Genomic DNA, 21,382 nt, shown 5'->3' on the forward strand with positions numbered 1-21,382 from the left:
GGACGACCCGGATCGATTATTTGCCGGGTAACTATCCGATCCGAGAGGCTTCGCCGCTGTTCCATCCCCGTTCCGGTCCTGGAAACCGCATCGTCCTGGCCGCGACCGGGCCGCACGTGTTTGCGCGCCATGCACGCTTCGGCGCGGCCGCCCGGGGGCGGCGGGCATGACGACGATGCCGCTCGACGACGAGCGCGAGGCGCGCCCGCAGGTCGGGGCGCTGCCGTTCCGGCGCGAGCCCGACGGGAGCTACAGCGTCCTCCTCGTCACCTCTCGCGAGAGCCGGCGCTGGGTGATCCCGAAGGGGTGGCCGATGAAGGGGCGCAAGCCGTTCGAGGCGGCGGCACGCGAGGCCTACGAGGAGGCCGGCGTGCTCGGGCAGATCGGCAAGCGGCCGCTCGGCTTCTACCTCTACCAGAAGCGCCTGAAGAACCGCGATGCGGTGCTGTGCCAGGTGAAGGTGTTCCCCCTCGAGGTACGCAAGCACCGCAAGAGCTGGCCGGAGCAGCACGAGCGCGAGCAGCGCTGGTTCACGCCGGCCGAAGCTGCCGAGGCGGTCACCGAGCCCGGCCTCGCGGCGATCATCCGCGCGGCGCTGAAGAAGGACGGTCGCGCCAAATCGTGAGCCGTCCGGTCGATTGCGCCGCCAGGACCGCCAGACGCGATTGCCAAGCCGCCGCCGATCCCTTAAAGCCCCTCTCGGTCGGACGGAGACGCCCCCTCGCGGGCCCCGAAAAGCCGTCGCTGCGGTAGCTCAGTGGTAGAGCACCTCATTGGTAATGAGGAGGTCGTGGGTTCGATCCCCCCTCGCAGCACCATCCATCACACCTCGCAAGATCAACGCTCGGCCTCTCCGCAGGCGCCCGATACGGGCGCCTTTTTTGCGTCGGCAGCATCGATGTCCGACAGCCCGTGCCGTCGATCGTCGCCGGACCGGCGACCGGCTCTCTCGGCTGACAGGTCGGCGAGGTCGGCACCTCTCGGACGACGCACCCCCTCGACGCTTGCCCCAACGTGTGGTTGCTGACCGCACCGGCCTTCTTCGAGCCGGACCAGGGAGTGACCATGCGAACCAACGGCGCCATCCTCGCCGCGCTCGGCTGCGCGCTGTGCGCCGCGCCCGCGGAGGCCCGCATCGTCGGGATCGACGTCACGGCGGTCCAGCCCTTCGCCGACGGAGCCGCGTTCGGTGCGGCCGGCGCCTACGAGCGCGTCGTCGGCACGGCCCGCGGCGAGCTCGACCCGGCGGACCCGGCCAACGCCGGCATCGTCGACATCGCGCTGGCGCCGCGAAACGCCCGCGGCCTGGTCGAATACAAAACCGACCTCTTCATGCTGCGCCCGAAGGACCCCGCCCGCGGGAGCGGCACGCTGCTGTTCGAGGTGCTGAACCGCGGCCGCAAGTTCCTGTTCAACTGGGTGCTCGACGCGCCGGCGCAGGCGGCCCAAGCCGTCAACGATCCGCGCTCCGCCGCGGATGCCGGAACCGGCCTCGTCCTGCGCCGCGGCGACACGGTGGTCTGGTCGGGCTGGGAGGCGGACGCCCTGCGCCAACAGGGCGGCATGGCGATCGACGTTCCGGTGGCGACGCGCGACGGCAAGCCGATCGTCGAGACGGTGCGCGACGAGCTCGTCAGCGCCACGCGCGGGCCGCCCGAGGCGCCGTTCTACCTCACCTTCAAGGCCGCGAGCCAGGACAAGGCCGTGAGCCCCGACAAGGCCGGCGCGCAGCTCACCGTCCGCCGCCGCGAGGGCGACCCGCCGCGGCCGGTCCCGGCCGACGCCTGGCACTACGCGACGCCGCGGCAACTCGAGTTGCTGCCCAAGGGCACCAAGCCGCTGCCGGGGTCGCTCTACGAGCTCACCTACCAGGCCACCGAGCCGAAGGTGCTCGGCGTCGGCTTCGCCGCGACGCGGGACGTGGTGGGCTATCTGCGCGGCGCCGCGGCCGACGGGGCGAACCCGGCCGGCGGCTCCATCCGCCACGCCGTCGCCCTCGGCATCTCGCAGAGCGGGCGCTACCTGCGCGACTTCGTCTTCCAGGGCTTCAACCGCGACGAGGCCGGCCGCCGGGTCTTCGACGGCATGCTCTCGCACATCGCGGGCGTCGGCGGGATCTTCCTCAACGCCCGGTTCGGGCAGCCCTCCCGCACCAACACGCAGCACGAGGACCACCTCTATCCCGAGAACGCCTTTCCGTTCTCCACCGCGCGGCAGCACGACCCGATCACCGGCCGGACCGGCGCGCTCATGCGCGACGACGGCTTCGACCCGCTCCTGATCGAGGTGAACACCGGCACCGAGTATTGGCAGAAGGGCGCCTCGATGCTCACGACGGACCCGCTCGGCCGGTCCGACATGCCGCTGCCCGAGACGTCGCGCGCCTTCCTGGTCTCCAGCGGATTCCATTACGGGCGCGCCGGCTTGACCTCGACCAAGGGGGCGTGCGCGAACCCGCGCAGCACCCTGAACCCGGCGCCGGCCCTGCGGGCGCTCCTCGTCGCGCTCGAGGAATGGGTGACCGCGGGCAAGGCTCCGCCGGAGAGCCGCGTCCCCCGCCTGTCGGACGGCACGCTGGTGGAGGCCGCCGACGCCGGCTTCCCGTTCCTCGTGGGCACACCCGTGCCGACGACGCCCAACGCGATCGCGCGGTTTTCCACCTATGTCGACCCGCGCCCCGAGACCGGGCCGCAGTACCGGCCGCTGGTGCCGCGTGTCGACGCGGACGGCAACGAGGCGGCGGGCATCCGCCTGCCCGCTGTCGCGGCCCCGCGCGCGACCTTCACCGGCTGGAACCTCTACGCCGACCCGTTCCCGGCCGGCGCCCTGTGCGATCGCGAGGGCAGCCAGATCGGCTTCGCGCGCACGCGGGCCGAACGCGAGGCGGCCGGCGACCCACGCCCGTCCCTGGAGGAGCGCTACGCGAGCGCGGACGCCTACATTGCGGCGGTCACGAAATCCGTCGACGCCCTCGTCGTGGACCGCCTGCTGCTGCGCGAGGACGGCGACCGCCTGATCGCGTCGGCACGCCAGGACGCGGCGCCCTAGCGCATTTTCAAGCGAGGTGGATGCCGGCTCGCATGAGGAAAGTGCGACCACACAGCAAGTTATACCAGACCTCGATGAGCCCGACTCATCGAAGTCTGGCCCCCGCGACTGCGGGGCGGCGGCAATCCGCCGGACCTCATGGGTTCCTACCCATGAGACTTGGTATTAGAGCATGTTCCGTGATCCAGAGATCACGGAACATGCTCTCGCGCGATCGATCGCGCGAAACGCGATTCAGCGCGGGGCGGCGGCCGGCTCGGAGATCGACGGCTTGGCCGGCGCGCCCCTCAGGGCGATGAAGGCGCTGCCGAACACGGCCAGCACGATGGCGGCGGCGAAGGTGAGGAAAAGCCAGCGGGGCATGCCGTCCCCTAGCACGGGGGCGGGCGGACGGGCACCGCGGCACGTTCGTCGGCGTGCCTCGCGTCGGCGCGGCTTGCGTCGGCCGAGAGTGCGGCGTCAGGCCGGGTCGATCGCGAATTCCATGCCGCGGCCCGGACCCTGGTCGGCATAGCCGACGAGGACGTAGCCGCGCTCGGCGAGCGCGGCGTCGAGGTGGTCGCGGTGTTTGCGGTAGAGCTGCCCGATCGCCAGCGGCGTCAGGCGCGGGTTGCCCTGGCGCAGCCGGTCGACGCCGACCTGAAGCGGCACGCCGTCCCGGTCGGCGATGCGCACGAGGGCCGACGCGAGGTCGGCGGCCTTGGTCTCGGAGGCCGATTTCGCCTTGAAGGCCATGCCTGGCTCCTCGTGCCGATCAGTCCGTGAGCTGGCGCGCCTCTTCCGGCAGCATGATCGGGATGCCGTCGCGGATCGGGTAGGCGAGCTTGGCCGAGCGGCTGATCAGTTCCTGGCGGCCGGCGTCGTAGTCGAGGGTGCCCTTGGTCAGCGGGCAGACCAGCAGCTCGAGCAGCTTCGGGTCGACGCGGGTCGCCTCGACGGCGGTGCCCGGGGTGGTCATGTCCTGCGTCATGCTCTCGATCTCCGTTCGAAGCCGTGCCGGTTGGTAGCGGAGGCGCAGGCGTTCGTCATCGCCGAACCCGCCGTGGGAACGCCCGCTACTGCATCGTCGGCTCGGGCCCGGTGCTGCGCACCATCTCCATCTCGGTGACCGCGACCAAGATCTCGGCGCGGGTCTTCAGGTCGGGCGCCTCGAGCATCGCCTGCTTCTCGCGGACGCCGAACGGGCTCATCATGCAGAGCGCGTTGACCAGCGCCTCGTTCGGAGCCTCCTCGATGCCCGCCCAGTCGACCTTGAGGTCGTTGGAATCGACGAAGTCGCGCAGGGCCCGCAGGACGCCGTCGCGGTCCACGGCGTCTTCCCCGGCGCGCGCGGTGAAGTCGATGGCGAAGTCGTCGTAGCTGACCTGGCAGCGGCGGTAGGCGCCGGTGGTGGCGAACTCGCTCATCACCCGGAAGCGGCCGATGCCGGTCAGCGACAGCAGGTAGCGGCCGTCGCCGGTCTCGGCGAACTGGGTGATGCGGCCGGCGCAGCCGACCCGGTACAGCTTCGGGCTCATCGGCGAGGCGCCGCCCTCGGCGTCTGGCTGGATCATGCCGATGACCCGGTCGGTCCGCAGCGCGTCGTCCACCATGGCGAGGTAGCGCGGCTCGAAGATGTTGAGCGGCATCTGCCCGCGCGGCAGCAGCAGGGCGCCGGGCAGGGGGAAGACCGGGATGACGGGGGGGCAATCGCCCGGACCCTTGTAGCCCGCATGCGTGCTCATGACGCCTCCAGCGATACGAAACCTTCGGAGTCCGACCTCACGCGAACAGCAGCGTCGAGAGCTTGCGCCGCCCGCGGATCGCGGCCGGGTCCATCGGGCCCCAGGCCTCGAAGAACTGAAGCAGCTGCTTGCGCGCGCCGTCCTCGTTCCAGGTGCGGTCCCGGCGGATGATCTCGATCAGGTGATCGACCGCCTTCTCGCGCTCGTTGCCGGCGTTGAGCCCCAACGCCAGGTCGAACCGGGCCTGATGCGCGTCGGGGTTGGCCGCGACCTCGGTCTCGAGGCCGGCGAGGTCGCCGAGCGCGGCGGCCTGCTCGGCCAGCTCGATCGCGGCGCGGATGCCGGCGAGCCCCGGGTCGGCGGCCTTGGCCTCCGGCACCATCGCGAGCACCTGCTTGGCGTTCTCGAGCTCGCCCGCGTCGAGCTGGATCTTGGCGAGGCCGGCGAGTGCCGCGACGTTGTCGGGCTGCTGCCCAAGCACGGCGGCATAGAGCTCGGAGGCGCCGGCGAGGTCGCCCTCCTCCAGCGCCTGTGCGGCTTCCGCCATCACCTGGTCGATCTCGCTCGGCCCGGCGAGACGATCGAAGAACGTCTTGATCTGGGCCTCGGGCAGGGCGCCCTCGAACATGTCGACCGGGCGGCCCTGGTCGATGGCGACCACGGCGGGCACGCCCTGCAGGCCGAGCTGCTGGCCGATCTGGCCCCAGACCGCCGGATGCTCGTCGACGTTCATCTTGACGAGGACGACCTTGCCGGCGGCCGCGCGGACGAACTTTTCGAGCACCGTCAGCAGCGTCTTGCTCGACGGGGCGCGGGGCGACCAGAACAGGACCAGCACGGGGCGGTTCGCCGACTCGGCGATCACGTCCTGCCGGAATCCGGTCGTGGTGGTCTCTCGGATCAGGTCGGACGCACCGGGATGCGCGTCCGTCGCGAGCGTGTCGTTCAGCATGCGGTATCGGGCCTTGGAACCAAGTGTCACCTAGTGCGGTACATGGGACTCAGGCGCCCGGCTGACCAGTGCGGAACGCGCTCTGTCCGCAAGGGAATCCGTGCGCCAGGTCGCCGCCGGTGCGATCTTGCCGCCATCCTCGTCTGGCCGGCGTCGCGGCGCGAGACATGCCCCCCCGGGAGCGATCTCCCGGAGGCGGAGTGGCCGACGTCTTCGAAAAAAGGCGGCTTACTGCGCCGGGGCTCCCGAGGCGGCCTTCGCCTGCGTCACGAAGGTGCCGGCGAAGGTGCGCCCGTCCGGCGCCGAAGCCTCGCAGGCGATGGTAGTCTTGCCCGGGGCCGGGGTCGAGAAGGTGCAGGCGCCGACCGCCGGCGTCGGGTTGCGCACGATCCCCTTGTCGCTCGACGTGCCGGCGGTGACGAGGTTGATCGGCTGGAGCGGATCGGTCTCCTCCGTGCGCTCCTGCTGCGCGCCGGTGCCGCTAAAGCTCAGGGTGCGTCCGTCGGTGGTGGTGAAGTCGAAGGTCGTGCGGCGGCGCTCGGCGGCGTTCCCGAGCGTCGGCTTGCAGGCGGCGGTGGCGTCCTTGCCCTCGATCACCAGCTTCTCGCAGGTGCCCTCGAGCTGCACCGCCGCCTGCGACCAGGCGGGGCCGGCGAGCGCCAGGGGCGCGGTGAGGAGGGCGAGGCGGCGGAGCGTCTGTGCGATCGTCATGGCGGCGATCTAACGCGCCGCGCGCATCCGTCGAGTCCGGTTTGCAAGTTCGCGCTGCAAGTTCGCGCCACAAGTTCGCGCTTCACGCGCCGAAGCGCAGCGCCCTGTCGTTGGGCGCGGCGAAGTCCAGGTCCGGCCCCGCCGGCACGATGCCCGTCGGGTTGATGGTCGGGTGGCTCTCGTAATAGTGCCGCTTGATGTGGACGAGGTTCACCGTCCCGGCGACGCCCGGCAGGGCGTAGAGGTCGCGCAGGTAGTTCGACAGGTTCGGGTAGTCGGCGATGCGCCGCCGGTTGCACTTGAAGTGCCCGACATAGACCGCATCGAACCGCACCAGCGTCGTGAACAGCCGGATGTCGGCCTCGGTCAGCTGCGCGCCGCAGAGATAGCGCTGGCCGTCGAGGCGGGCTTCGAGGGCGTCGAGCTCGGAAAACAGCGCGGCGAAGGCCTCCTCGTAGACGGATTGTTCGGTGGCGAAGCCCGCCTTGTAGACGCCGTTGTTGACCCGGTCGTAGACCCGGGCGTTCACGGCATCGATCGACTCACGCAGGTCGTCCGGGCAGAGGTCCGGCCCGGTGCCGCCGAAGGCCGAATCGAACATGCGGATGATCTCGGCCGACTCGTTCGAGACGATCGTCCGCTTCTTGCGGTCCCACAGCACCGGCACGGTGACGCGGCCGGTATAGTGCGGGTCGGCGGCGCGGTAGACCTCGTAGAGCCGCGTCGCGTGGTGGATCGGATCGGGGGTGGCGCCGGGGCTGTCGCCGAACACCCAACCCTCCGAGCCCATGTGCGGATCGACGACGGAGACGGAGATCGCGTCCTCCAGGCCCTTCAGCGCCCGCACGATGAGGGCGCGGTGCGCCCACGGGCAGGCGAGCGAGACGTAGAGGTGGTAGCGCCCCGCCTCGGCCGCGAACCCGCCCTCCCCCGACGGGCCCGGGGCGCCGTCGGCGGTGACCCAGCTGCGGAACGCCGAGGCCTTGCGCTCGAAGCGGCCACCGGTCGACTTGGTGTCGTACCATTGGTCCTGCCAGGCGCCGTCGACGAGCAATCCCATGCGATGCGTTTCCGGTGCTGCGCGCGTCCGCCCGCCCCTCGGGCCGGCCTTGCGCGGAAGGGAAGAAGGGTCGGTGCAAAACCTAGCCCGTTTCCTGCTTGGTTGTCTGGCTTGGCTATCTTGCTCGGCGGTTGCGGCCGGGCCGTGGGACGCCCGGCGCGACCGCGCCGAGATGGCCTGAATGGAGGATCGATGTCGCTCGCCCTCGCGATTCCCGCCGCCGAGGCGGCCGTGTTCACCGCCGGATGCGCCACGATCCACGGGTTGCGACGGCAGGCCGACGGGGTGACGCTGGGCCTGGCTGGAATCCTCGCGATCCTCGTCCTGCTGTTCGGCATCGCCGCGACGCCGGACGGGTACCGCGCCTTCCAAATCGACGACGCCCTGACGGAGACCAGCCTGGTCCAGCCGACGCCCTGAGCAGAGCCGCGTCGGCAACGCGACCCTGCTCAAGTCCTTGGTCCGTTGCAAGTTTTTGACGAAAAACCGGCGGCCACTTTTGCAAAACTCGCTTAGACCGTCGCGACCCTGCGCCCGGCGGCCACGTCGAAGTCGTCGCTCGGCAGGCGGGCGAGGAAGCGCTCGGCCAGCTCGAACAGCAGGATGTCGGGGCGCACCCGCTCGACGTAGGCCCAATCGAGGTTCGCCGACCACACGAAGTGCACCTCGGCGAAGCTCTCGGCGAGCAGCCCCGTGAGCAGCATGGGCGCGAAATGCGCGTAGGAATCGCCGAACAGCACCACGCGCCGCGGGTCCGCGGCCGGGTTGTCGTTGCGGTAGACCACGTGCGCCCCCGTGTGCAGGTCGCGCTCGCGGCCCTCCGCCTCGTAGGCGGCGAGCAGCGCGCCGGCCTCGACGCGCACCGCGTCCCGCTGGATCTGCGGGCGCACCAGCCGCTCGACCGGCCGGCCCGGCAGCTTGGCGCCGAGGTCCATCACCCGATCCATGACGAGGGCGGGGCGCGCGCCGATGTCGGCCGGCGGGATTGCGGCGAGGGCACGCATCAGCTCGCGGTAGGCGAGCAGGCACCCGTCCGCCGACCAATGCGTGTCGGTCTTCAGGTAGAGGGACGCCGGCCCGTCGCGGGCGGCGCGGAAGGGGCCGAGCAGGTCGAGGTAGGCGGCCTGTCCCGCGAGCTTGCGGGCGAGCCGTCGGGTCGAGGCGCGCGACGGGTCGTAGGGCAGGTCGATCGTCATGTGGTCGTAGACCGAGAGCTTCTCGGGCACGATGAACTGGACGCAGCGGATGCCGAGGCGGGCGGCGCGGGCGGCGCGCGCCGTCATCAGCCGGGTCCAGCCGCGCAGGGTCCACCATTGGCGCAAGGTGCCGCGGTAGCGCTCCATGACGTCGTTGCTGCCGCCGATCAGGAACAGCCAGCCGTCGCGCCCCTCGTGGACGGTTTCCCGGACGGGGGGGACGGGAGAACGCTGCGAGGCCATGGCGGTGCTTTAGCCGCAGGCCGCGCCCGGCGGAAGTCAGGAGCCGGCGCAGGGGCCGCGGCGTTCGCAAACCATGGAGACCGCCCAGACCCTCGCGCCGCCACCGGCCCTCGCGCCGCCGTCGTCGGCTCCCTCGCCCGCCCGGCCGGCGCGCCTGTGGCGACCGCGGCGCGTGCTGGTGACGCCGGCTGCCCTGGAGCACGCGCACGGACGGGCGATGCTCGCCCGCGCGGAGGCGCAGGGCATCCCAGTCGAACGCCTGCCCGCCAACCGCCTCACCGGCCTGCGCCACGCCGACCCGCGCCGGGCCTACGTCGAGGCGAAGGCGACGCTCGCCCTCGTCGTGGCGCCGCCGACCAAGCTCCGGCTGCAGCCGATCCCGCCCTCGGCCGACTGGCGCTTCGACCTGGCCGAGGGCTGCCCGGCCCATTGCCAGTACTGCTACCTCGCCGGCTCGCTCTCCGGGCCGCCGTTGACGCGCGCCTACGCCAACCTCGACGCGATCCTCGGGAATCTCGAAGCTTACCTCGGCCAGGGCGCGGTCACCTCCGCCCAGGCCGAGCGGGCGCAGGAGGGCACCACCTTCGAGGCCTCGTGCTACACCGATCCGCTCGGTATCGAGCACCTCACCGGGTCGCTCTCGGCGGCGATCCGGCATTTCGGCGCCTGGGAGGCGCCGGTGCAATTGCGCTTCACCACCAAGTTCGCCGCCGTCGAGCCGCTGCTCGACCTTCCGCACCGCCGCCGCACCCGCATCCGGTTCTCGGTCAACGCCCGCGCCGCCACGCGCTACGAGGGCGGCACCGCGAGCCTCGACGCCCGGCTCGGGGCGATGCGGGCGGTGGCGCTGGCGGGCTATCCCGTCGGCCTCACCATCGCGCCGATCCTGCCGGTGCCGGACTGGGAGGCAGGCTACGCCGCGCTGATCCGCGAGGCGGCCGAGGCTTTGGCGGGCGTTCCCGACCTCGACCTCACCGCCGAGCTGATCACCCACCGCTTCACGCCGGGCTCGAAGCAGGTGCTGCAGGGCTGGTATCCGGGCTCCGACCTGCCGCTCGACGAGGCCGGGCGCACCAGGAAGCTCACCAAGTTCGGCTCGGTGAAGTACGTCTTCCCCAAGGACGTGATGGCCGCGATGCGCGCCACCCTGTTCGCTGCGCTCTCCCGCGACCTGCCCGCCGCGCGCATCCTCTACTGGACCTGACCGCGCCCTGCGCCATCTTCGTTCGGCCGCGACCGAGAGCCCGCATGCCCGATACGCCGACACGAAACACCGGGGAGCCGGACGCCGACGCGGCGCCGCTGATCCTGACGCTCGCCTTCGATGCGGAGACGTTCGCGCGGTTCGACGGCCTGCGCCGGCGCCACTTCCCGAAGGCGCTGAACCACATTCCGGCCCATGCCACGCTGTTCCACAACCTGCCGGGCGCGGCCGAGCCCGGGGTGCGCGAGACGATCGCGATGCTCGCCCGCACCGTGCCGCCGCCGGTGGTCGCGGTGACGGGCCTGCGCTTCACAGGCCGCGGGGTCGCCTACGTGCTCGAATCCGAGGCGCTGTCGGCGTTTCGCGCACGCCTGGCCAAGACCTTCGAGGCGCACCTCACGGCGCAGGACAAGCAGGGCTGGCGCCCGCACGTCACCGTGCAGAACAAGGTCGATCCCGAGACCGCCCGCGCGCTCCACGCCGCCCTCGCCGACGACTTCGCGCCGTTCCACTTCACCGCGCCGGCGACGCGGCTCTGGCGCTATCTCGGCGGCCCGTGGGACGAGCGGGCGCAGTTCGCGTTCGGTGAGAACGCGTGAGCGGGATGTCGCCGATGCGTGCGCCCACCTTCGTCCGCCGCATCCCCTTCCTCTCCCACGCCACCTCCGTCTGGCTCCGGCTGCGCCTCAACGAGGTCGGGCCGCTGCTGGCGCTGATCTGCGTCAGCGGGCTCGGCTACGCGTTCTTCGCGCTCGCCCACGAGGTCGGCGAGGGCTCCACCGAGGCGCTCGACCGCCGGATCCTGCTGGCCCTGCGCAACCCCGCCGACCTCTCCGATCCGATCGGGCCGCCCTGGCTCGAAGAGACGATGCGCGACATCACCGGGCTCGGCAGCGTCTTCACCATCGTCCTCCTCACCGTGGCGGTGGCGGCCTACCTCGCCCTGTCGGGCAAGCGCCGGGTCGGCCTGTTCGTGGTCGGCGCGGTCGGCGGCGGCGAATTGGTCTCGACGGTGCTGAAGCTGTTCTATCACCGCCCGCGGCCGGACCTGGTGCCGCACGGCATGGACGTGTTCACCGCGAGCTTCCCGAGCGGGCACGCCATGATGTCGGCGATCGCCTACCTGACCCTGGCGACGCTGATCGCGCGGATCGACCGCCACCGCCGGGTCAAGGCGCTGGTGCTGGCGCTGGGCGTCGCCATGACCCTGCTGGTCGGGATCAGCCGGATCTACCTCGGCGTCCACTGGCCGAGCGACGTGCTGGCCGGCTGGTGCATCGGCGCCGCCTGGGCGGCTCTCTGCTGGTTCGTGGCGCTCCAGCTTCAGCGCAGCGGCGGCGTCGAGGCCCCCGACCCGCCCCCGCCCGAGTGACGCGCCGGCTGCGGCCAGGCGTTAAGCTTAACGAATGGTTACGCCTGACTCTAGGAAGCCTTTCATGCTTGGCTGCATTATCGAAGTAGCAACCTGAGATGGGAAACACGCCTGTGACCTTGACGACGCCCCCGATCGAGCGCCGCCAATGTGATCGCCGCCGCGCCTGCTACGGCGGCACCCTGCGCATCGCGGCGTTCCTCCCGGAAGTCGAGTGCCGCCTTCGGGATCATTCGCTCACCGGCGTCCGCATCGTGATCGCGGAGGACGTGGTTCTGCCGCGCGTCGTCGACCTCACGGTGGCCTGCCGCGATCAGACCCGCCGCGCCGAGATCGTCTGGCGCAGCGGCACCCAGGCCGGCCTCGCTTTCCTCGAAGGACCGCCGCGCGAGGTCGCGACGGAGGTCGAAGCGGGCGCCGCCTGGAACGCGGCCGCCCCGCCCGACCGGCTGCACTGAGCCGAAGCACGGAACTCTGCCAACCGGCGCCGGGTTTCCCCGCCTCTCAACCGACCGAGACGGGGTGGCATGGCGGACGATTTCGGGCTCTCGCGACGGACCCTGCTGCGGGCCGGCGGCGTCACCCTCACCGGCGCCGCCCTCGGGGCGGCGGACGCGGCCCGCGCAGGCACGACGCCCGGGCCGACCGTGCCCGCCGACACCGGCGCCGTGCAGGGCGGCCGGGTGCAGTTCCCGAACTGGCGCGGCCAGGGCGACCGGCCGCCGGCGCCGACACCTGCGCCGCAGCCGCCGGGACAGCGCGTCGGCTACTGCGTCGTCGGCCTCGGCCGCCTCAGCCTCGACGAGATCCTCCCGGCCCTGTCCCAGGCCAAGCGCTCGCGGCTCGTGGCGCTGATGTCGGGCACGCCGGACAAGGCGAAGCTCGTCGCGCAGCAATACGGCGTGCCCGAGAGCGCGGTCTACGGCTACGGCGACTGGGACAAGCTGAAGGCCAACCCGGAGATCCAGGCGGTCTACGTCGTCACCCCGAACGCGGTGCACCACGACAACGTCGCGGCCGCGGCGGCAGCGGGCAAGCACGTGCTGTGCGAGAAGCCGATGGCGGCCTCCTCCGCGGAGGCGCGGGCGATGATCGCGGCGTGCGAGCGCGCCAAGGTCAAGCTGATGATCGCCTATCGCTGCCAGTACGAGCCGTACAACCGCGAGGTGGTGCGCCTCGTTCGATCGGGCGAATTCGGCAAGCCGCGGATGATCCAGGCCTTCAACGGCCAAACCTCGGGGCTGCCGGAGCAATGGCGCCTGAAGAAGGCGCTCTCGGGCGGCGGCGCCCTGCCCGACATCGGGCTCTACTGCCTCAACGGCGTTCGGGCGCTGCTCGGCGAGGAGCCGGACCTGATCCAGGCGCAGACGCATTCGCCGGCAGACGACCCGAAGTTCCGCGAGGTCGAGGAGGGTGTGAGCTTCACCCTACGCTTCCCGTCGGGCGTGCTGGCGCAATGCATGACCAGCTACGGCGTCCACGAATCGCGCCGCCTGACCGTGCATACGGGGGGCGCCGACATCGATCTGCAGAACGCCTTCGCCTATGTCGGCCAGCGCCTCGTGGTCACCCACCGCGACGGCAAGGTGGTGTCGCAGGACACCAAGGTGATCGGCGCCAAGAACCAGTTCGCCCTGGAGATGGACCATTTCTCGCGCTGCATCCAGGAGAACCGCCGGCCGCGGACGCCGGGCGAGGAGGGTCTTCAGGACCACGTGCTGATGGAGGCGATCTACGAGGCGGCCCGCACCGGCGCGCCGGTTTCGATCCCGCCCGTCCCCGGCGCCGGCCTCGACGCCACCCGTGGCCCCGAACTCGACGAGGCGGGCTGAGGCGCAAGGCGGGAGGATCGTCGCGGGCTCTGGATCGGCCCGCCCCCGGCTCTATCGTTAGGCCATCATGCTCGACACCGATCCGAGCGGCTTCGTCCGCGACGCGCGCCACCTGCGCCTCGACACGTTCGTGCGCCTGCGCTGGCTCGCGATCACCGGGCAGAGCGCGGCCGTGGTCGGAGCGCAGTTCGGCCTCGGGCTCGGGCTGCCGTTCGGCTGGTGCTTCCTGGCGATCGCCGCCTCGTCCTGGCTGAACCTCGGCCTGCGCATCCGCTTCCCGGCGAGCTACCGGCTGAGCGCGGATTCCGCCGCCCTGCTGCTGGCCTTCGACATCGTGCAGCTCGCCGTGCTGCTGTTCCTCACCGGCGGCCTGCAGAACCCGTTCTCGCTGCTGTTCCTCGCCCCCGTCCTCATCTCGGCGACCGCACTGCCGCCGGAACGGACCTTGGCGCTCGGCCTGCTGGCGATCGGGCTCGCGACGCTGCTGGCCTTGGTCCACCGCCCGCTGCCGTGGTTCGCCGACGGGCGGATCGAGTTGCCGTTCCTCTACGTCTCCGGCGTGTGGACGGCGATCCTGCTCGGCACGGCCTTCACCGGCGTCTACGCGTGGCGGGTCTCGGAGGAGACGCGCCAGCTCGCGCAGGCGCTGGCCGCGACGGAGCTGGTGCTGGCCCGCGAGCAGCACCTGTCGCAGCTCGACGGCCTTGCCGCGGCGGCGGCGCATGAGCTCGGCACGCCGCTCGGCACGATCATGGTGGTGACCAAGGAGCTGGTGCGCCAACTCGGGCCCGACGCGCCGCCGGCGGTTGCCGAGGATCTGCAGCTCCTGCGCGAGCAGGTCGACCGCTGCCGCGGCATCCTCTCGAAGCTGACGTCGCTCGACGGCGACGGCGCCGGCTTCCTCGAGACCTTGAGCTTCAGCCACCTCATCGAGGAACTGGTGGCGCCGCACCGGGCGATGGGCATCGCCCTCGACATCTCGAGCCAGGGCGACGCCCCGGAGCCGGATTGCCGCCGCAACGCCGGCGTGATGTTCGGGCTCGGCAACATCCTCGACAACGCGGTCGACTTCGCCGACGCCCGCGTGGTGATCGAGGGCCGCTGGACGCTGGACCGGGTGACGCTCGAGATCCGCGACGACGGCCCCGGCTTCTCCGCCGAGGTGCTGCTGCGGGCGGGCGAGCCCTACGTGACCACCCGCAGCCCCGACCGCGCGGCGGGGCAGGCGCAGGGCGGCACGGTCGGCGCCGGCCTCGGCCTCGGGCTGTTCATCGCCAAGACGCTGATCGAGCGCTCGGGCGCGCAGATCACCCTGTCCAATGCCTCGGCGCCGGGCACGCATGGGGCGCAGGTCCGGATCTCCTGGGCGCGCCACATCTTCGAGCGGGGTGCGGCGCTGCGTCATGCCCCCGAATTCGGCACACGCCCACCCCTGCCCGCGGGCGATGTCGCGCCTATATAAACTCTCAACGAATACAGCGAAATCTTTGAGGAGCTTCTCATGCTGACGCAATCGAGCTCGTCGGGCGCCCCGGATGCCGTGGCGCTCAGCGACGCCGACCCGCTGGCCGCATTCTCCGACCGCAGCCTCCTGATCGTCGACGACGACAAGCCGTTCTCGACCCGGCTCGCCCGTGCGATGGAAGCGCGCGGCTACCACGTCCAGGTCGCCGAGAGCGTGGCCGAAGGCGTGTCCGTGGTCGAGGCGCGGGCGCCCGCCTTCGCGGTGATCGACATGCGGCTCGGCGACGGCAACGGCCTCGACGTGATCGCCCGCCTGAAGGAGCGCCGGCCGGAAGCCCGCGGCGTCATCCTGACCGGCTACGGCAACATCGCCACCGCCGTCACCGCCGTGAAGCTCGGGGCCTTCGACTACCTGGCCAAGCCCGCCGACGCCGACGAGATCCACGGCACGTTGATGGCGCAGCCGGGCGAGCGGGCCGACCCGCCCGAGAACCCGATGTCCGCCGACCGCGTGCGCTGGGAGCATATCCAGCGGGTCTACGAGCTGTGCGGACGGAACGTCAGCGAGACCGCGCGCCGGCTCAACATGCACCGCCGCACCCTGCAGCGCATCCTCGCCAAGCGCGCCCCGCGCTGAGGCGGGGGCCACCCGCGAGGGGCGCTTGCCGGTTGCACAGCATGCGACAATCGGGGTACTGCCGCCGTCGTAAGCGGGACGCGAATCCGTGCCGCCGGCGGAAGGGGTCCTCGTGAACGCCCGCAACCTGATCACGATCCTCAGCATGATGGTGCTGGTGGGAACGGAAGTCTTCGCGGTGGCGATCGCCGCGGGCTGGGCCATCGCAGGCCTGTTCGAACTCGGCGACACCGTCGGCCATGTGCTGATGGGTCTGTTCAGCCTGCTCGCGGCCTGGATCATGTTCCAGCTCTGGCAGCGCGCGACGAGCATCGAGCCCCTGCGCGCCGCGCCGCGGGCCGCCCGCCGGTGACGGACGGCCACGACACCCGCGGTGTCGGACCCCGCCCCGACGCCCGCCTTCGCCTCCTTCCGTTCCAGACCCTGCTGAGTGGCCCATCATGAAAGCCCGCATCGTCGTCACGCTGAAGACCGGCGTCCTGGACCCGCAGGGCAAGGCCATCGAGGCCGCGCTGAAGTCCTTCGGCATCGAGTCGATCGAGGGCGTCCGCCAGGGCAAGGTGTTCGACATCGAGGTCGCCGCCACGGACCGGGCCGGCGCCGAGGCCACCCTCAAGACGGCCTGCGAGAAGCTCCTGGCCAACACCGTGGTCGAGAACTACGCGATCGAGATCGCGTGATGCGCGCCGCGATCGTCGTCTTCCCCGGCTCGAACCGCGACGCCGACGTCGCCCGCGCGCTCCGGCTTGCCGGCGCCGAGGTCACGACGATGTGGCACGCCGACGCCGCGCTGCCCTCCGGCACCGACCTCGCGGTCCTGCCCGGCGGCTTCTCCTACGGCGACTACCTGCGCTGCGGCGCCATCGCGGGCCGCGCCGCCGCCATGGATGCGGTCCGCGCCCACGCCGCCCGCGGCGGGCTCGTGCTCGGCATCTGCAACGGCTTCCAGATCCTGTGCGAATCCGGCCTGCTGCCGGGCGTGCTGATGCGCAACGTCGATCGCCGCTTCATCTGCCACCGGCAGACCCTGCGCGTCGAGCGCGCCGACACCCGCTTCGCCAGCGCCTACGCCAAGGGCGACGTCATCGACGTCTGCGTCGCGCATGGCGAGGGCAACTACTTCGCCGACCCCGACACCCTCGCCCGGATCGAGGGCGAGGACCGGGTCGCGTTCCGCTACTGCGACGCCGACGGCCAGGTGACGACGGCCGCCAACCGCAACGGCTCGCTCAATTCCATCGCGGGGATCTACTCCGAGGGCGGCAACGTCCTCGGGATGATGCCGCACCCGGAGAACTTCGTCGAAGGCCTCGTCGGCGGCACCGACGGACGCGGGTTGTTCACCAGCCTTGCGGCCTGAACCTGCGGCGATACTGATCTCGGGTAGGCCCAACGCGGCGACGACTTGAGGAACGCGCCCGCGTTAACGGCGCGTTAACCTCTTTTGTCCAATCTCACCGTAGTCCAGATGTCTGGATGTCGAGTGAGACCTCCGTTCCGCTCTGTTTGATGCCTCCCTGAGACTCCAAAGCCGCCCCCGCAGGGCGGCTTTTTTTGTCTCGGATCGCCAGGCGGCCGACTGACCGCATCGCCGGACCTCACGGCGTTCGGAGCGGGCGCGGGTTCCCTCTCCCGTGCGGGAGAGGGACAGGGTGAGGGATGAGAACTCACCGGAGAGGGCAACACCCCTCGCCCCAACCATTCTTCCCTGGGCAGGGTGTGATCGCAGACGGCGACCTGTTCTTGGGAGAAACCCGCCGGCAGCACCGCGTCATCCCGGGGCCGGGCAGCGGAGCCCGGGATCCAGAACCGCAGGTCGCACCGGACTTGGCACCGTCGGCGGTTCTGGATTCCGGGCTCGCCTGCGGCGCCCCGGAATGACGGTGCGGTGCCGTGTGATCGCCCTGCCCCCGGGGAGAGCGAGCCGTGCGGGGCGACCAGCGATCCGCAGAGAGCCTGGCGGCGTCCGCTCAGTACAGCCCGCCGGCTTGCGCCGCGCGGTCTGCGTCCGCCGGGACGGCGGCGGGGGCCGCGGCCTGGCCCGCCGGGGCGACGTAGGAGTCGGGCGGCGCGGTGCCGGGCTTGAACGCCTCGAGGATCGTGCCGGCGCCCTCGCCCGAGCCGGCGCGCATGCCGGAGCCCAAGGCCACGCGGATCAGCTTGATCCCCGGCGGCACCCGGAACGGCGTCGGGGGCTTGTCCTTCAGGGCGACCTTCAGGAAGTCGAGGGCGATCGGCGCGGCGAGCCCGCCGCCGGTGGCGCGGTCGCCGAGCGAGCGCGGCTTGTCGAAGCCGATGTAGATGCCGACCGCGAGGTCCGGCGAGAAGCCGACGAACCACGCGTCCTTGGCGTCGTTGGTGGTGCCGGTCTTGCCGGCGAGCGGCTTGCCGATCTGCTTCAGGATCGTCGCGGTGCCGCGCTGGACCACGCCCTCCATGATCGAGACCATCTGGTAGGCGGTCAGCGGATCGAGCACCTGCTCGGAATCGTCCACCAGCTTCGGCTCGTCCTGGCCCGACCACTTCTCGGCGTCGCAGCCGACGCACTTGCGGCCGTCGTGCCGGTAGATCGTCTCGCCGATCCGGTCCTGGATCCGGTCGATCAGCGTCGGGCGGATGCGGCGGCCGCCGTTGGCCAGCATCGAGTAGGCGGTGACCATCCGCATCACGGTGGTCTCGCCGGCGCCGAGCGACATCGGCAGCACCGGCAGCATGTCGTCGTAGACGCCGAAGCGGCGGGCGTACTCGGCGATCAGCGGCATGCCGACGTCCTTGGCGAGCCGGACCGTCATCAGGTTCTTCGAGTGCTCGATGCCGTAGCGCAGGGTGTGCGGGCCGCCGGACTTGCCGTCGTAGTTCGAGGGCGTCCACGCCTCCTGGCCGGGGCCGGCCTCGATGGTGATCGGCGTGTCCTGAACGATCGAGGACGGGGTGTAGCCGTTGTCGAGCGCCGCCGAGTAGACGATCGGCTTGAACGACGAGCCGGGCTGGCGCATCGCCTGCGTCGCGCGGTTGAACTCGGACTCGTCGTAGGAGAAGCCGCCGACCATGGCGTGCACGCGGCCGGTGTTCGGGTCCATCGCGACGATGGCGCCGGACACCTCGGGCTTCTGGCGCAGGCGGTACTGGCCGCGGCCGCCGTCCATCGCCTCGACGTAGACCATGTCGCCGGCGGTGAGGTTCGCCCGGCCGGCCCAGCGCATGCCCTCGGCGGGGATCGTGCCGGTCTCGCGGTCCTTGGAGACCTGGCCCGAGGCCTCGCGCTTGGGCTGGAGGCCGACCTGCAGGCCGCCGGCGCCTTGCCCGAGCACCACGGCGAGCCGCCACGGGGCGACGTCGCCGAGCGCGCTCACTTCGGACGCCGCCATGCCCCAGTCGCGCCCGGTCAGGTCGACCTTGGTGACGGGGCCGCGCCAGCCATGCGCCTGGTCGTAGCGCACAAGGCCGTCGACCAGCGCCTTGCGCGCCCAGCCCTGCATCTTCGGGTCGAGGGTGGTGCGCACCGAGAGGCCGCCCTCGTAGAGCTTCTTCTCGCCGTAGCGCTCGGAGATCTCGCGGCGGACCTCCTCGGTGAAGTAGTTGGCGTTGGCGGCGTTCGGGAAGGCGACGCGCGGGTTGACGCCGAGCGGCATCTTCTTGGCGGCGTCGGCCTCCTCCTTGGTGATGTAGTTGTTCTCCGCCATCAGGCGGATGATCTCGTTGCGGCGGTCGAGCGCCGCCTGGGTCTTGCGGTAGGGGTGGTAGTTGTTCGGCCCCTTCGGCAGGGCGGCGAGGTAGGCCGCCTCGTTGATCGTCAGCTCGTGCACCGACTTGCCGAAATAGTCCAAGGCCGCCGCGGCGACGCCGTGCAGGTTGCGGCCGGGCACGATGGTGCCGAGGAAGATCTCGTTGAGGTAGAGCTCGAGGATCTTGTCCTTCGAGTAGGTCGCCTCGATGCGCAGCGCGATCAGCGCTTCCTTGATCTTGCGGTCGAAGGTCTGCTCGTTCGACAGAAGGAAGTTCTTGGCCACCTGCTGGGTGATGGTCGAGGCGCCCTGCTTCTTGCCGCTCTTGGCGTTGGTCAGCGCCGCGCGCACGATCCCCTCGGGATCGATGCCGCCGTGCTTGTAGAAGTTCTTGTCCTCGGCCGAGAGGAAGGCGGCGACGATGATCTTCGGCATCGCCTGGATCGGCAGGTAGAGCCGGCGCTCCTTGGCGTACTCGGCCAGCAGCGAGCCGTCGGCGGCGTGGACGCGGGTCATCACCGGCGGCTCGTAGTTGGCGAGCACGGCGTGGTCCGGCAGGTCCTGGCTGTACTTCCAGTAGAAGAACGCGCCACCCGCGGCCGCGAGCACGAACAGGACCGCGCAGGCGCTGAACAGGAAGCCGAAGAAGCGAAGGATGAGGCGCATCCGGTTTCCCGTCGATCGGTTTCGTCGGCCGTGCGCGCGAGCGCATCCGGCTAGGGGGGTCGGGGCTGCCCGCAAGACGCAGGCCGATCCGGCGTGCCCGCAGCCTTGAAGGTCCCCGTCGACGATGACCGATGAGAGGACGGCGCGACGGGGTCTCGAGTGCCCCGTATCGACACCGGATCTATGGTGAAACTGGGGCGATTGCCGCCGAGCGGCGGTTCGGCGAGGCCGGCCGCACCAGGCTGGCGCGGTTGCCGAAGAACTGGTCGATCGCCTTGGCCATCGAGCCGGTGACGGAGGCGCGCCACTCGGCCGATTGCAGCAGGTCGAGGTCGCGCTGGCTCGACAGGTAGCCGAGCTCGACCAACACGCTCGGCACGTCGGGCGAGCGCAGCACCTTGAAGCCGGCCTCGCGGTGCGGCTTCGTGCTCATCTCCATCACCGGCCCGAGCTGGCCCATCAGGGTCTTGGCGAAGCCGGACGAGAAGCCGCGGGTCTCGCGCAGCGTCAGTTCCTGCAGGATGTCGGCGATCTCCGGCGGACCCTCGCCGGATTCGGCGCCGGCGGCGGCGTCGGCCTTGTTCTCGCGCTCGGCGAGCTTGGCGGATTCGCTGTCGGTGGCCTTCTCGGAGCCGGTGTAGATCGTCGCGCCGCGCACCTGCGGCGCCGACGAGATCGAATCCGCGTGGATCGAGACGAACAGGTCGGCCTTGGCGTCGCGGGCGATGCGCACGCGCTCGGAGAGCGGCACGTAGACGTCGCGGTCGCGGGTCATCGCCACGCGGTAGCGGCCGCCGGCCTCGAGGCGGGAGACCAGCACCTGGGCGAAGCCGAAGACGATGTCCTTCTCGAACACGCCGCCCACCGCGATCGCGCCGGGATCGATGCCGCCGTGGCCGGCGTCGACGACGATCAGCGGGCGGCGGTCTCCGGCCTCCACCGGCGCCACCGCCTTGCCGGAGGCGGGCGCGAGGTCCCCGGCGCTCGCCGCCTTGCGGAAGCTGTCGCGGTCGGCGCGCTGGAACGGGACGGTGAGGATCACCGCGCCGTCGCGCGCGCGCGTCGTGGTCTCGATCCGGCCGACGGTGGCGGGGCCGGCGAGGTCGACGACGATGCGCGAGCGGCCCGGCGCGAACAGGCCGTAGCGGAACGACTGCACCAGGCCCTCGCGGCGGCGGCCGGTCTCGGGGGCGAGCTGGAAGTTGACCTCGGCGAGGTCGATCACCGCCCGGTCCGGGCGCTCCATGACGAAGGCGCGGGCGTCGACCGGCTTCGACAGGGTGAGGGTGAGCTTGGTGCCAGCAGGCGAGGCGGCGAGGTCGGCCGCGATCGCGACCGCCGGCGGCGCCCGGTCCTGCGCATGCGTCGGCGACACGGCGAGCGCCGGGTTCAGGGCCACGGCCAGCGTGAGGATCGCGGAACGGATCAGGCGCGCGGATCGCAGCATCGGTCGGCCTCCCGAGCCTCCGATACGGCATAGGAGCGACATGGTTAACCGAAGGTTTCCGGCTACGCTTCGTTCGGGCGGCGCCTGTGGCCGCGCCGCGA

Annotated in this window: 23 protein-coding genes and 1 tRNA gene; 14 read left to right on the forward strand and 10 right to left on the reverse strand. The window is 71.3% G+C overall.

Annotation, left to right across the window (positions count from 1 at the left end):
* Window positions 1-166: 166 nt before the first annotated feature.
* From MFF13_RS04655 to MFF13_RS04665, 3 genes are all read left to right on the forward strand, one after another.
* Entirely contained in the window at window positions 167-625 is a 459-nt protein-coding gene (locus MFF13_RS04655; RefSeq protein ID WP_147762735.1) for an NUDIX hydrolase, read from the forward strand.
* Window positions 626-743: 118 nt separating this feature from the next.
* A tRNA-Thr gene (locus tag MFF13_RS04660) sits at window positions 744-818 on the forward strand.
* 247 nt (window positions 819-1,065) lie between these two features.
* Window positions 1,066-3,048, forward strand: a complete 1,983-nt coding sequence (locus MFF13_RS04665) for an alpha/beta hydrolase domain-containing protein (protein WP_147828016.1) — start codon at window positions 1,066-1,068, stop codon at window positions 3,046-3,048.
* 234 nt (window positions 3,049-3,282) lie between these two features.
* Here the strand turns inward: MFF13_RS04665 and MFF13_RS26350 are convergent, their stop codons facing one another.
* The 7 genes from MFF13_RS26350 to MFF13_RS04695 all read right to left on the reverse strand — a co-directional run bounded on the left by MFF13_RS26350 (window position 3,283) and on the right by MFF13_RS04695 (window position 7,495).
* Window positions 3,283-3,411 (reverse strand): hypothetical protein, encoded by a 129-nt coding sequence (locus tag MFF13_RS26350; protein WP_281406033.1) that lies wholly within the window; start codon window positions 3,409-3,411, stop codon window positions 3,283-3,285.
* Between the two features lie 96 nt (window positions 3,412-3,507).
* Window positions 3,508-3,783, reverse strand: coding sequence for an adenylosuccinate synthase (locus MFF13_RS04670; RefSeq protein WP_147828015.1), 276 nt, complete (start codon window positions 3,781-3,783; stop codon window positions 3,508-3,510).
* Between the two features lie 19 nt (window positions 3,784-3,802).
* Window positions 3,803-4,018, reverse strand: coding sequence for a Trm112 family protein (locus MFF13_RS04675; RefSeq protein ID WP_147762732.1), 216 nt, complete (start codon window positions 4,016-4,018; stop codon window positions 3,803-3,805).
* 85 nt (window positions 4,019-4,103) lie between these two features.
* Complete coding sequence (locus tag MFF13_RS04680) at window positions 4,104-4,772, reverse strand: LON peptidase substrate-binding domain-containing protein (RefSeq protein WP_147753792.1); 669 nt, start codon at window positions 4,770-4,772, stop codon at window positions 4,104-4,106.
* A 37-nt stretch (window positions 4,773-4,809) separates the two neighbouring features.
* Entirely contained in the window at window positions 4,810-5,724 is a 915-nt protein-coding gene (locus MFF13_RS04685; protein ID WP_147828014.1) for a thioredoxin family protein, read from the reverse strand.
* 228 nt (window positions 5,725-5,952) lie between these two features.
* Window positions 5,953-6,435, reverse strand: a complete 483-nt coding sequence (locus tag MFF13_RS04690) for a hypothetical protein (protein WP_147828013.1) — start codon at window positions 6,433-6,435, stop codon at window positions 5,953-5,955.
* An 82-nt stretch (window positions 6,436-6,517) separates the two neighbouring features.
* Complete coding sequence (locus MFF13_RS04695; RefSeq protein WP_147753789.1) at window positions 6,518-7,495, reverse strand: glutathione S-transferase family protein; 978 nt, start codon at window positions 7,493-7,495, stop codon at window positions 6,518-6,520.
* A gap of 192 nt (window positions 7,496-7,687) precedes the next feature.
* Here MFF13_RS04695 and MFF13_RS04700 point away from each other — a divergent pair, with 192 nt between their 5' ends.
* Window positions 7,688-7,915 carry a hypothetical protein gene (locus MFF13_RS04700; RefSeq protein WP_147828012.1) on the forward strand — a complete coding sequence of 76 codons (228 nt, stop codon included), beginning with the start codon at window positions 7,688-7,690 and terminating at the stop codon, window positions 7,913-7,915.
* Between the two features lie 92 nt (window positions 7,916-8,007).
* On the opposite strand, the gene MFF13_RS04705 is transcribed toward MFF13_RS04700, so the two are convergent.
* The gene (locus MFF13_RS04705) at window positions 8,008-8,934 is read right to left on the reverse strand and encodes an alginate O-acetyltransferase AlgX-related protein (protein ID WP_238271098.1); all 927 of its coding nucleotides are present in this window, start codon (window positions 8,932-8,934) and stop codon (window positions 8,008-8,010) included.
* 73 nt (window positions 8,935-9,007) lie between these two features.
* Between MFF13_RS04705 and MFF13_RS04710 the strand changes: the two genes are divergently transcribed.
* The 10 genes from MFF13_RS04710 (at window position 9,008) to purQ (ending at window position 16,803) form a co-directional block, all read left to right on the forward strand.
* Window positions 9,008-10,138, forward strand: coding sequence for an SPL family radical SAM protein (locus MFF13_RS04710; RefSeq protein WP_238271100.1), 1,131 nt, complete (start codon window positions 9,008-9,010; stop codon window positions 10,136-10,138).
* Window positions 10,139-10,182: 44 nt separating this feature from the next.
* Entirely contained in the window at window positions 10,183-10,737 is a 555-nt protein-coding gene (locus tag MFF13_RS04715) for a 2'-5' RNA ligase family protein (protein ID WP_147828011.1), read from the forward strand.
* Between the two features lie 14 nt (window positions 10,738-10,751).
* Window positions 10,752-11,510, forward strand: a complete 759-nt coding sequence (locus tag MFF13_RS04720) for a phosphatase PAP2 family protein (RefSeq protein WP_147762726.1) — start codon at window positions 10,752-10,754, stop codon at window positions 11,508-11,510.
* A gap of 119 nt (window positions 11,511-11,629) precedes the next feature.
* Window positions 11,630-11,968 carry a PilZ domain-containing protein gene (locus MFF13_RS04725; RefSeq protein WP_187273556.1) on the forward strand — a complete coding sequence of 113 codons (339 nt, stop codon included), beginning with the start codon at window positions 11,630-11,632 and terminating at the stop codon, window positions 11,966-11,968.
* A 69-nt stretch (window positions 11,969-12,037) separates the two neighbouring features.
* Window positions 12,038-13,342: a Gfo/Idh/MocA family protein gene (locus MFF13_RS04730; protein ID WP_147828009.1), complete on the forward strand. Its 1,305-nt coding sequence runs from the start codon at window positions 12,038-12,040 to the stop codon at window positions 13,340-13,342.
* Between the two features lie 67 nt (window positions 13,343-13,409).
* Window positions 13,410-14,804, forward strand: coding sequence for an ActS/PrrB/RegB family redox-sensitive histidine kinase (locus MFF13_RS04735; protein ID WP_147828008.1), 1,395 nt, complete (start codon window positions 13,410-13,412; stop codon window positions 14,802-14,804).
* A 39-nt stretch (window positions 14,805-14,843) separates the two neighbouring features.
* Window positions 14,844-15,443, forward strand: coding sequence for an ActR/PrrA/RegA family redox response regulator transcription factor (locus MFF13_RS04740; RefSeq protein WP_147754105.1), 600 nt, complete (start codon window positions 14,844-14,846; stop codon window positions 15,441-15,443).
* A 112-nt stretch (window positions 15,444-15,555) separates the two neighbouring features.
* Complete coding sequence (locus MFF13_RS04745; protein ID WP_147828007.1) at window positions 15,556-15,795, forward strand: hypothetical protein; 240 nt, start codon at window positions 15,556-15,558, stop codon at window positions 15,793-15,795.
* A gap of 88 nt (window positions 15,796-15,883) precedes the next feature.
* Window positions 15,884-16,123 carry a phosphoribosylformylglycinamidine synthase subunit PurS gene (purS, locus tag MFF13_RS04750; RefSeq protein ID WP_147754103.1) on the forward strand — a complete coding sequence of 80 codons (240 nt, stop codon included), beginning with the start codon at window positions 15,884-15,886 and terminating at the stop codon, window positions 16,121-16,123.
* Entirely contained in the window at window positions 16,123-16,803 is a 681-nt protein-coding gene (gene purQ, locus MFF13_RS04755; protein WP_147828006.1) for a phosphoribosylformylglycinamidine synthase subunit PurQ, read from the forward strand. The genes purS and purQ overlap by 1 nt, the downstream gene beginning before the upstream one ends.
* Before the next feature lie 610 nt (window positions 16,804-17,413).
* Here the strand turns inward: purQ and MFF13_RS04760 are convergent.
* Both MFF13_RS04760 and MFF13_RS04765 read right to left on the reverse strand, forming a co-directional pair.
* Complete coding sequence (locus tag MFF13_RS04760; RefSeq protein ID WP_147828005.1) at window positions 17,414-19,834, reverse strand: penicillin-binding protein 1A; 2,421 nt, start codon at window positions 19,832-19,834, stop codon at window positions 17,414-17,416.
* A gap of 181 nt (window positions 19,835-20,015) precedes the next feature.
* Window positions 20,016-21,281: an N-acetylmuramoyl-L-alanine amidase gene (locus tag MFF13_RS04765; protein ID WP_147828004.1), complete on the reverse strand. Its 1,266-nt coding sequence runs from the start codon at window positions 21,279-21,281 to the stop codon at window positions 20,016-20,018.
* Window positions 21,282-21,382: the final 101 nt, after the last annotated feature.

It is taken from the genome of Methylobacterium cerastii, assembly GCF_022179125.1.
Taxonomy (GTDB): Bacteria; Pseudomonadota; Alphaproteobacteria; order Rhizobiales; family Beijerinckiaceae; genus Methylobacterium; species Methylobacterium cerastii.

Coding starts and splice junctions, on each gene's coding strand:
- MFF13_RS04740 (WP_147754105.1), top strand. CDS start 14,844: ATGCTGACGCAATCGAGCTCGTCGGGCGCCCCGGATGCCGTGGCGCTC.
- MFF13_RS04655 (WP_147762735.1), top strand. CDS start 167: ATGACGACGATGCCGCTCGACGACGAGCGCGAGGCGCGCCCGCAGGTC.
- MFF13_RS04695 (WP_147753789.1), bottom strand. CDS start 7,495: ATGGGATTGCTCGTCGACGGCGCCTGGCAGGACCAATGGTACGACACC.
- purS (WP_147754103.1), top strand. CDS start 15,884: ATGAAAGCCCGCATCGTCGTCACGCTGAAGACCGGCGTCCTGGACCCG.
- MFF13_RS04680 (WP_147753792.1), bottom strand. CDS start 4,772: ATGAGCACGCATGCGGGCTACAAGGGTCCGGGCGATTGCCCCCCCGTC.
- MFF13_RS04760 (WP_147828005.1), bottom strand. CDS start 19,834: ATGCGCCTCATCCTTCGCTTCTTCGGCTTCCTGTTCAGCGCCTGCGCG.
- MFF13_RS04665 (WP_147828016.1), top strand. CDS start 1,066: ATGCGAACCAACGGCGCCATCCTCGCCGCGCTCGGCTGCGCGCTGTGC.
- purQ (WP_147828006.1), top strand. CDS start 16,123: ATGCGCGCCGCGATCGTCGTCTTCCCCGGCTCGAACCGCGACGCCGAC.
- MFF13_RS04765 (WP_147828004.1), bottom strand. CDS start 21,281: ATGCTGCGATCCGCGCGCCTGATCCGTTCCGCGATCCTCACGCTGGCC.
- MFF13_RS04730 (WP_147828009.1), top strand. CDS start 12,038: ATGGCGGACGATTTCGGGCTCTCGCGACGGACCCTGCTGCGGGCCGGC.
- MFF13_RS04710 (WP_238271100.1), top strand. CDS start 9,008: ATGGAGACCGCCCAGACCCTCGCGCCGCCACCGGCCCTCGCGCCGCCG.
- MFF13_RS04720 (WP_147762726.1), top strand. CDS start 10,752: ATGCGTGCGCCCACCTTCGTCCGCCGCATCCCCTTCCTCTCCCACGCC.
- MFF13_RS04685 (WP_147828014.1), bottom strand. CDS start 5,724: ATGCTGAACGACACGCTCGCGACGGACGCGCATCCCGGTGCGTCCGAC.
- MFF13_RS26350 (WP_281406033.1), bottom strand. CDS start 3,411: ATGCCCCGCTGGCTTTTCCTCACCTTCGCCGCCGCCATCGTGCTGGCC.
- MFF13_RS04675 (WP_147762732.1), bottom strand. CDS start 4,018: ATGACGCAGGACATGACCACCCCGGGCACCGCCGTCGAGGCGACCCGC.
- MFF13_RS04715 (WP_147828011.1), top strand. CDS start 10,183: ATGCCCGATACGCCGACACGAAACACCGGGGAGCCGGACGCCGACGCG.
- MFF13_RS04705 (WP_238271098.1), bottom strand. CDS start 8,934: ATGGCCTCGCAGCGTTCTCCCGTCCCCCCCGTCCGGGAAACCGTCCAC.
- MFF13_RS04670 (WP_147828015.1), bottom strand. CDS start 3,783: ATGGCCTTCAAGGCGAAATCGGCCTCCGAGACCAAGGCCGCCGACCTC.
- MFF13_RS04690 (WP_147828013.1), bottom strand. CDS start 6,435: ATGACGATCGCACAGACGCTCCGCCGCCTCGCCCTCCTCACCGCGCCC.
- MFF13_RS04700 (WP_147828012.1), top strand. CDS start 7,688: ATGTCGCTCGCCCTCGCGATTCCCGCCGCCGAGGCGGCCGTGTTCACC.
- MFF13_RS04735 (WP_147828008.1), top strand. CDS start 13,410: ATGCTCGACACCGATCCGAGCGGCTTCGTCCGCGACGCGCGCCACCTG.